General features: G+C 72.9%; 9 protein-coding genes. 5 read left to right on the top strand and 4 right to left on the bottom strand.

Going from position 1 to position 7,742, the window contains the following annotated elements; translation table 11 throughout:
* Nucleotides 1-43 precede the first annotated feature (43 nt).
* Nucleotides 44-1,288 (bottom strand): MFS transporter, encoded by a 1,245-nt coding sequence (locus tag M8J74_RS35515; RefSeq protein ID WP_249840378.1) that lies wholly within the window; start codon nt 1,286-1,288, stop codon nt 44-46.
* A 221-nt stretch (nt 1,289-1,509) separates the two neighbouring features.
* Between M8J74_RS35515 and M8J74_RS35510 the strand changes: the two genes are divergently transcribed.
* The gene (locus M8J74_RS35510; protein WP_249840377.1) at nt 1,510-2,430 is read left to right on the top strand and encodes a LysR family transcriptional regulator; all 921 of its coding nucleotides are present in this window, start codon (nt 1,510-1,512) and stop codon (nt 2,428-2,430) included.
* A 71-nt stretch (nt 2,431-2,501) separates the two neighbouring features.
* On the opposite strand, the gene M8J74_RS35505 is transcribed toward M8J74_RS35510, so the two are convergent.
* Together M8J74_RS35505 and M8J74_RS35500 are read right to left on the bottom strand one after the other, a co-directional pair.
* Nucleotides 2,502-3,713, bottom strand: a complete 1,212-nt coding sequence (locus tag M8J74_RS35505) for an MFS transporter (protein WP_249840376.1) — start codon at nt 3,711-3,713, stop codon at nt 2,502-2,504.
* 169 nt (nt 3,714-3,882) lie between these two features.
* Nucleotides 3,883-4,341, bottom strand: a complete 459-nt coding sequence (locus tag M8J74_RS35500) for a MarR family winged helix-turn-helix transcriptional regulator (RefSeq protein ID WP_249840375.1) — start codon at nt 4,339-4,341, stop codon at nt 3,883-3,885.
* 145 nt (nt 4,342-4,486) lie between these two features.
* Between M8J74_RS35500 and M8J74_RS35495 the strand changes: the two genes are divergently transcribed.
* The 3 genes from M8J74_RS35495 to M8J74_RS35485 all read left to right on the top strand — a co-directional run bounded on the left by M8J74_RS35495 (nt 4,487) and on the right by M8J74_RS35485 (nt 6,412).
* Nucleotides 4,487-5,020 (top strand): 2'-5' RNA ligase family protein, encoded by a 534-nt coding sequence (locus M8J74_RS35495; protein WP_249840374.1) that lies wholly within the window; start codon nt 4,487-4,489, stop codon nt 5,018-5,020.
* 19 nt (nt 5,021-5,039) lie between these two features.
* Entirely contained in the window at nt 5,040-5,393 is a 354-nt protein-coding gene (locus M8J74_RS35490) for a hypothetical protein (RefSeq protein WP_249840373.1), read from the top strand.
* 137 nt (nt 5,394-5,530) lie between these two features.
* Complete coding sequence (locus M8J74_RS35485; RefSeq protein WP_249840372.1) at nt 5,531-6,412, top strand: LLM class F420-dependent oxidoreductase; 882 nt, start codon at nt 5,531-5,533, stop codon at nt 6,410-6,412.
* A gap of 22 nt (nt 6,413-6,434) precedes the next feature.
* Here the strand turns inward: M8J74_RS35485 and M8J74_RS35480 are convergent, their stop codons facing one another.
* Complete coding sequence (locus M8J74_RS35480) at nt 6,435-6,629, bottom strand: hypothetical protein (RefSeq protein ID WP_249840371.1); 195 nt, start codon at nt 6,627-6,629, stop codon at nt 6,435-6,437.
* A 118-nt stretch (nt 6,630-6,747) separates the two neighbouring features.
* On the opposite strand from M8J74_RS35480, the gene M8J74_RS35475 reads away from it, so the two are divergent.
* The gene (locus M8J74_RS35475; RefSeq protein ID WP_249840370.1) at nt 6,748-7,653 is read left to right on the top strand and encodes a LysR family transcriptional regulator; all 906 of its coding nucleotides are present in this window, start codon (nt 6,748-6,750) and stop codon (nt 7,651-7,653) included.
* Nucleotides 7,654-7,742: the final 89 nt, after the last annotated feature.

Below are 7,742 nucleotides of genomic sequence, written 5' to 3'. Positions count from 1 at the left end.
CCTCCCGGCGTGCGGCCCCGGCGCCCCGGGGCCGCGCGTGCCGTCAGGCCGCCTCCTCCGTGCGCAACGGTGCCGGCTCCGGCCGGGCGTCGACCCGGCGGGGGAGCAGCAGCGGTGTGGCCAGTACCAGGACCCCGGCGATCGCGATCGCCGCGCGGGGGCCGGTCACGCCGGCCAGCAGGCCCCACAGGGCCGTCATCGCGGCGGCCGTCGCCTTGTTCGTCACCGACCACGCGGAGAGCGTGCGGGACACCCGGTCCGCGTCCGTCTGCCGCAGCCGGGTGGTGGCGTACACGGGGTTGAAGACGGCACAGGACATGATCACGCCGAGTTCCACGACCATGACGAGCACCAGTCCGGCCGTCCCCGGTCCGACGAAGGCCAGGCCGACCGGCCAGCACGCGCGCAGCCACCCCGAGGTGAGCAGCACCCGGCGCTCCCCGAAGCGCGGCACGAGCCTGCGGGCCAGCCGTGAGCCGACCAGCCCGCCGACGCTCGGCACGGAGAACGCCAGACCGTACTGCCAGGCCGAGAACCCGAGGTCGCCGACCATGAGCACGGCGAGCAGCGGAAGCGACACCATGATCAGGGCGTTGTAGAGCGCGGTGTTGAAGAACAGCGGCCGCAGCACCGGATGGGCCAGGATGTACCGCCAGCCCTCGAGGACACCACCGGCCGGAGGCGGCCCGTCCGCGCGCACGGGGGGAGTCTCCGTTCCGCCGATCGCGCGGATCCCGGCGGCCGACAGCAGGAAGCTGACGGCGTTGGCCAGGACGGTCGTCACCGGCCCGAACAGGCCCATCGCGGCGCCGCCCAGCGGCGGCCCGAGGATGGTCGCGCTCCACTGCGTCGCCTCGAAGCGCGCGTTCGCGGTGAGCAGGTCCTCCGGCGGCAGCAGCGACTTGACGAAGGCCCCGCTCGCGGCCGTGAAACCGATGTCGGCCGCTCCCACGACGACCGCCACAACCAGGAGTTGTACGAAGGTGAGGGCGCCGAGCGCGTAGGCGGCCGGAACGGTCAGGAGCACCAGACAGCGGACCAGGTCCATGGTCATCATGACGGGCCGCTTGTGCCGGAACTCCATCCACGGTCCGAGCGGCGTCGCCACCACCGCCCCCACCGCCAGCCCGGCCGCCGACAGCACCGCGACCTCGGTCGCCCCGGCGTGCAGCACGATCACCGCGATCAGGGAGAACGCGTCGAAGGCGAGCCAGGTGCCGAGCGCGCTGACGGCGTACGCCGCCCACAGCCACTCGAACCGCCGCCCCAGCGATCGCCCGCCCCGCATGCCCGTCTCCCCGTCCCGCCCGAATCCGACCGGCGCCATCAAAGCCGCTCGCGCGGCCCGGGAGCAAACAACCGACACGCTCGGCCCGCGACAACCGATGGTTGTGATGAGGTGCCATGCCTGTGACAACCGTTGGTTGTGGTCGAGCGCGGGGCCCGCGCCAGCCACGTGGTGTGCCCGAGTGCGCGGCGCCGTATCGCCGCGCGTGTAGAAAAGGGGCCGTGGATCTCGACGCAGTACGTACCTTCGTGGCCGTCGCGGACGCCGGACGGTTCCGGGAGGCGGCCCTGACTTTGGAGATCACCCAGCAGGCCGTCTCCAAGCGGATCGCCGCGCTGGAACGCGACCTCGGCGCGCGCCTGTTCACGCGCACCGCCCGGGGCGCCCTCCTCACCGTGGACGGGCAGGTCTTCCTGCCGCACGCCCGTGACCTGCTGCGGGCCGAGGAGCGGGCCGCGGCCTCGGTGCGGCCGGGGCGGCGCGCCCTGCGCGTCGACGTGATCGGCCGCCGCCTCGCACCGGCCGACCTCGTCCGGGACTTCCACCACGCGCACCCGGACACTGCGCTCGACGTCGTGACCCTCTTCGACGCCGACACGGCGATCTCCGCGGTGCGCACCGGCACGATCGACGCGTCCTTCCGCGCCCTCACCTTCCCCGCGCACCGGCTGCCCGACGGCATCGCCGCGGCCCGTGTCCACGACGAGGCCCTGGAGCTCCTGACCGGCCCCGGGCACGCGCTCGCCGCCGCCCACGCCGTCACGCCCGCCCAGCTGGCCGGGCACCGGATCTGGATGCCCGGCAACGTCGCCGGCACCGAATGGGCGGCCTTCTACGACGACCTGGGCGCGGCCTTCGGCTTCACCATCGAGGTCACCGGCCCGGACTTCGGCACCGAGCCGCTCCTCGACACGATCGCCGACTCCCCGCACCTGGCGACCTTCGTCGGCGTGCAGACCCGGATGGTCTGGCCGGCCGGCCACGGCCTGCGCCGCATCCCGCTGCGCGACCCCACGCCCGTCTACCCGCACTCGCTGATCTGGCGGGCCGACAACCCGCACCCGGCCCTGGCCGCGCTGCGCGCCCACCTCGGCACCGTCCGGCGGAGCGCGGACACCTGGACCCCGAAGTGGGCCCGCTGAGCGGTGCCGGTCAGGCCCCATCAGGCCCCTCTCGCGCTTCGCGGAGACGGCCTCACCCGCGTCGGGCGCGCTCAGCGCCGTGCCGGGACGGGGGCGCTGTCGGCCGGGGCCGAACCCGTCACGACCCGCCCGGCCGAGCGGGTGCGGCGGTCCAGGAAGGCGGCCAGGAAGGAGAGCAGCAGGGCACTGCCCGTCAGGAGCGCGCCGACCCAGTTCGGCGAGGTGTAGCCGAACCCGGCGGAGATGACCACGCCGCCCAGCCACGCGGCCAGCGCGTTGCCGAGGTTGAAGGCGCCGATGTTCGCGGCCGACGCCAGCGTCGGGGCGGCCGACGCCTGGTCGAGCACCCACTTCTGCAGCGGCGGCACGGTGGCGAAGCCCAGGGCGCCGACCAGGGTCAGGGTGATGGCCGCGAGCACCTTGTGGTGCGCGGTCGCCGTGAACAGCAGCAGGGTCAGGGACAGCGCGCCGAGGGCGGTGAACAGCATCGGCATCAGGGCCCGGTCGGCGAACCGGCCGCCCACCAGGTTGCCCAGGAACATCCCCGCCCCGAACAGCACCAGCAGCCAGGTGACCGCGCCCGCCGAGTAGCCGGCGACCTCCGTCATCATCGGCGTGATGTACGTGACCGCGGCGAAGACCCCGCCGAAGCCGAGGACCGTCATCGCCATCGCGATCCAGACCTGCGCGTTGCGGAAGGCGGCGAGCTCCGTGCGGACCGAGGCGGACTCCGGGCGGCCCGTCTCCGGCACCAGCCTGGCCACGCCCAGCAGACCCGCGACGCCCAGGACCGCGACGGCGGCGAACGTGACCCGCCAGCCGGCGGCCTGACCGATGTACGTCCCCAACGGCACCCCCACGACGTTGGCCACGGTCAGGCCCGTGAACATCAGGGAGATCGCCGAGGCCTTCTTCTCCGGGGCGACCAGGCCGGCCGCGACCACGGACCCGATGCCGAAGAACGCGCCGTGCGCGAGGGAGGCGACCACCCGGCCGGCGAGCATGACGCCGAAGCTGGGCGCGAGGGCGGAGAGCGTGTTGCCCACCACGAACAGGCCCATGAGGAACATGAGCATCTTCTTGCGGGACACCCTGGTGCCCAGCACGGTCAGCAGGGGGGCGCCGAGGACGACGCCCAGGGCGTAGCCGGAGACGAGCAGACCGGCCGTGGGGATGGAGACGCCGAAGTCCCCCGCGACCTCGGGCAGCACGCCCATGATCACGAACTCGGTGGTGCCGATCCCGAAGGCCCCTATGGCCAGGGCCAGGAGGGCGAGAGGCATGGGAGGTTACCTTCCAGGCGATTGCGTGTGTCGCTTACAAGCGGCGACAATAGTTGCAGACGCGGGTTAAATGCAAGCGCACTCAAACGTGGAGGCGGGTAGCGCGTGTCTGCAAGTACTTGGGCAAGTGAAAGCCCCCGCAGCGCTGCCGCTCGCGGGGGCCGAGGTGTCAGGCGGGGACGCGGAGCGTCTCGACCGCCGTGACCAGCGGTGCCAGCTCCGGGTTCCGGGCGGCCTCGTCCAGGGCCTCGCGCAGGGCCGCCTCATTGGTGGGGCGGGCCCGCTCCAGCAGTTCGAGGCCGGAGTCGGTGACGTTGGTGTAGATGCCGCGCCGGTCCGTGGGGCACAGGTAGCGGGTGAGCAGCCCGCGGTCCTCGAGCCTGGTCACCAGACGGGTCGTGGCGCTCTGGCTGAGCACGACGGCGTCGGCGACCTGCTTCATCTGCAGATGGCCGCCCTCGCCGTCGTGCTGCCTGCTCAGCACGTCCAGCAGCGAGTACTCCCGCACGCTCAGGCCGTGCGCCGCCTGCAGCGCACGCTCGATGTGGGCCTCGATCCTGCCGTGCAGCAGCGAGAGGGCGCACCAGCCCTGAGCGAGGGCGGTGAGTGCCGGATCTGTCGCGGTCATGGGGCCCTGGTCCTCCGTCCCGAAGTGCCTGCGGTCCAGGATAGGACACCGGCGAAATTGTCGGCTTGAGCACATATGCCGCGCCTGCAACCGACGCGCGGGACCGGAGTCGCGTCGACCCGGATCTTGCTGATACACCCATGGCATGGCAGCCGAGGATTCCGACCGTTTCGTCACCGGGCAGACAGCACTCGTCGTGCCCGTACCGGAGGCGGAGCCCGCCGTCCGGACCTGGCGGGAGCGCTACGACCCCGCGGCCCGGGCCGGTGTCCCGGCACACGTCACCGTGCTCTTCCCGTTCCTGCACGCCTCCCTCGTCAGCTCCGGCACCTGCGCCGTCCTCGACGAGATGTTCGGACGGCACCGGTCCTTCGACACGCGGTTCGAGACCTGTGGACGCTTCCCCGGGGTGCTCTATCTCGCCCCCGAGCCCGACCTCCCGTTCCGCCGGCTCACCGAGGCGGTCGTCGACCGCTGGCCCGAGGTCCCGCCGTACGGCGGCAAGTACGAGGCGCACCCGCATCTGACGGTCGCCCAGGGGCAGGACGACGCCGTGCTCGACGAGATCGAGGCGGGCCTGCGAGCGGCCCTGCCGATCACCGCGCGTGTGCCCACCGTGGATCTTGTGGTGTTCAGCGGCCGGGAATGGCAGCATCGGGCGTCGTTCGCACTCCGTTAGCCCTCCTCAGGAGCACACCATGGCCGGCCCGCGCCCCACCACCACCCTCTGGCGACCCGCCGGCCCCAAGGAAATCGACCTGGTCCGCGCACTCGACTGGCGCGCCTGGCCGCCCCGGCTGCCCGAGCAGCCGATCTTCTACCCGGTGCTCAACGAGGACTACGCCGTCAGGATCGCCCGCGACTGGAACGTCAAGCACGACGGCGCGGGATTCGTCACCCGCTTCGAGGTCGACTCGGAGTTCGTCAGCCGCTATCCCGTGCAGCGGGCGGGCGGCGAGACGATCCTCGAACTGTGGGTGCCCGCCGAGGAACTCGACGAGTTCAACGCCCACATCGTCGGCGAGATCCAGGTCGTGCACGAGTTCAGGTAGGACTGCGGCCGTCTCCACCGCGCGGACGCCGGGCGGCGGCACCCCGCGCCACCATGTGCCGCCCGTCCTTGACTTCGACAGCGCTCGAAGAACTAGCGTCGGCGCCGGAGTTGCAGGTCCGGCGAACGGAGACCGACATGCGGGTGGGCGTACACATCAACCGGTTCGACCACGGCGGCGGAGGGGCCGCGCTCGGCACCGAGCTCGCCGCCGCGGGCGCCGCGGCCGAGGCCGCCGGGGTCAGCCGGCTGTCGGTCATGGACCACTACTTCCAGATGGAGTTCAACGGCGGTGCCGAGGCCCCGATGCTGGAGGCCTACACGACCCTCGCCTACCTCGCCGCCCACACCTCCACGGTCCGGCTCGGCGCGCTCGTCACCGGCGTGACCTACCGTCACCCCGGCCTGCTCGCCAAGATCGTCACCACCCTCGACGTGCTGTCCGGCGGCCGGGCCACCCTCGGCATCGGCGCCGCCTGGTACGACCGCGAGCACGAGGGCCTCGGTGTGCCGTTCCCGCCGCTGGCCGAGCGCTTCGAGCGGCTGGAGGAGACCCTGCGGATCTGCCTGCAGATGTGGGACCCGGACACCGACGGGCCCTTCGAGGGCCGGCACTACCGGCTCGCCGAGACCCTGTGCGTCCCGCCGCCGGTCAGCAGCCCGCACCCCGAGATCATGATCGGCGGCGGCGGCGAGAAGAAGACCCTGCGCCTGGTCGCGCAGTACGGCGACGCCTGCAATCTGTTCGCCACCTCTCCCGAGGAGGTCCGGCACAAGCTCGACGTGCTGCGCGGACACTGCGACAGCCTGGGGCGCGACTACGACCGCATCGGCAAGACCATCGCCTACACGGGCGACGCCGCCACCGACGGCGACCACGAGACGTTCCTGCGGGACATCGCCGGCTACCGCGGGCTCGGCATCGACACGGTGATCCTCGCGCCCCGTCTCGGCGAGACCGCGGCCTGGATGGAGCGGTTCGTCGCCCCGGTCACCGAGCGTCTCGCCGAACTGGACTGAGCCGAGCGGGCACGGCCCGCCGTCAGGCAGGGCGGCTGCGGGAGACCACGCGCGTGCCGCAGCCGTCGACGGTGCGGACCTGGAGCGAGCCACAGGCGCAACGGGTCCACAGCGTGCCGCCGGCGGCCGTGACGTGCCGGGACACCACCTGGAAGGGCTCGGCGCCGTCCGGCCAGCCGCAGTGCGGGCAGGCGCCGGCGCCGCTGGTGCTGGTCATGGCGGCAGACTCCTCGTGCGTCGGGGGCGGTTGACCGTCGCGACACCACCAGGGTGCGGCACGCAATTCGTACACGTCCAGGTTGACTTGTCGGAGCCGACCTTGAAGCGTGGCCTTCATGATTGACCTGCGTCGGCTCCACGTCCTGCGGGCGGTCGCCCACTACGGCACGGTCACCGCGGCGGCCCGCGCGCTGCACTTCACGCCCTCCGCCGCCTCCCAGCAGATCCGCCAGCTCGCCCGCGAGCTGGGCGTCGACCTCCTCGAACCGCAGGGGCGAGGGGTACGGCTCACCCCGGCCGCCCTGACCCTGCTCGCGCACGCCGACGCCATCCAGGCCCGCTGGGAACAGGCCGAGCTGGACCTGCGCGCCGACCACGGTGACCCGGTAGGCCCCCTGCGCGTCAGCGGCTTCCCGGTGGCCGTGTCGGTGCTGCTCGCGCCGATGGCCGCCCGGTTGCAGGAGCGGCATCCGAGGCTGACCGTCCGGGTCCGGGAGGCGGCCCTGCCGGAGAGCTTCGACCTGCTCTTCGAGGGGGAGACCGACCTGGCGGTCGTCGAGGCCACCCCGCTCAACCCGCCGCTGGGCGACGCCCGCTTCGACCAGCGGGCGCTCCTGGAGGACCCGTTCGACCTCGTCGTACCGGAAGGGCACGCACTGGCCGGGCGCGGGCGCGTCGACCTCGCCGACGCCGCGCACGAGACGTGGATCGCGCCCGTGCCGGAGAGCCCGTGCCGCCTGCACGTGATGTCCGCGTGCGGCAGGGCCGGCTTCAGTCCCCATGTCGTCCACCACGCCCTGGACTGGAACGTCATCGCCCACCTCGTCGCCAACCGGCTCGGCGTGGCCCTCATCCCGCGACTGGCCCACCTCACCCCCCACCTGCCGATCACCCGGGTGCGCTGTACGGGTAACCCCCACCGCAGCCTCCTCACCTGCACCCGCCGAGGCGCCCGTGAACGCCCCGCCGTCGCGGCCGCGCTCGAGGAACTCCACCGGCTGGCGCCCACGGCCGTGGCGTGACCCGGGCCGCGTCGGGGGCCGTACGGCGAAGGGCCGGATCGGGGACTGTACGGCGAAGGGCCGGGCCGCGTCGGGAACCAACCGAGTGC

The sequence above is a fragment of the Streptomyces panaciradicis genome, assembly GCF_023516615.1.
In the GTDB taxonomy this organism is placed as follows: Bacteria; Actinomycetota; Actinomycetes; order Streptomycetales; family Streptomycetaceae; genus Streptomyces; species Streptomyces panaciradicis.
Note: the sequence above shows the minus strand (reverse complement) of the source record. Positions and strands in the feature narration are given on the sequence as shown.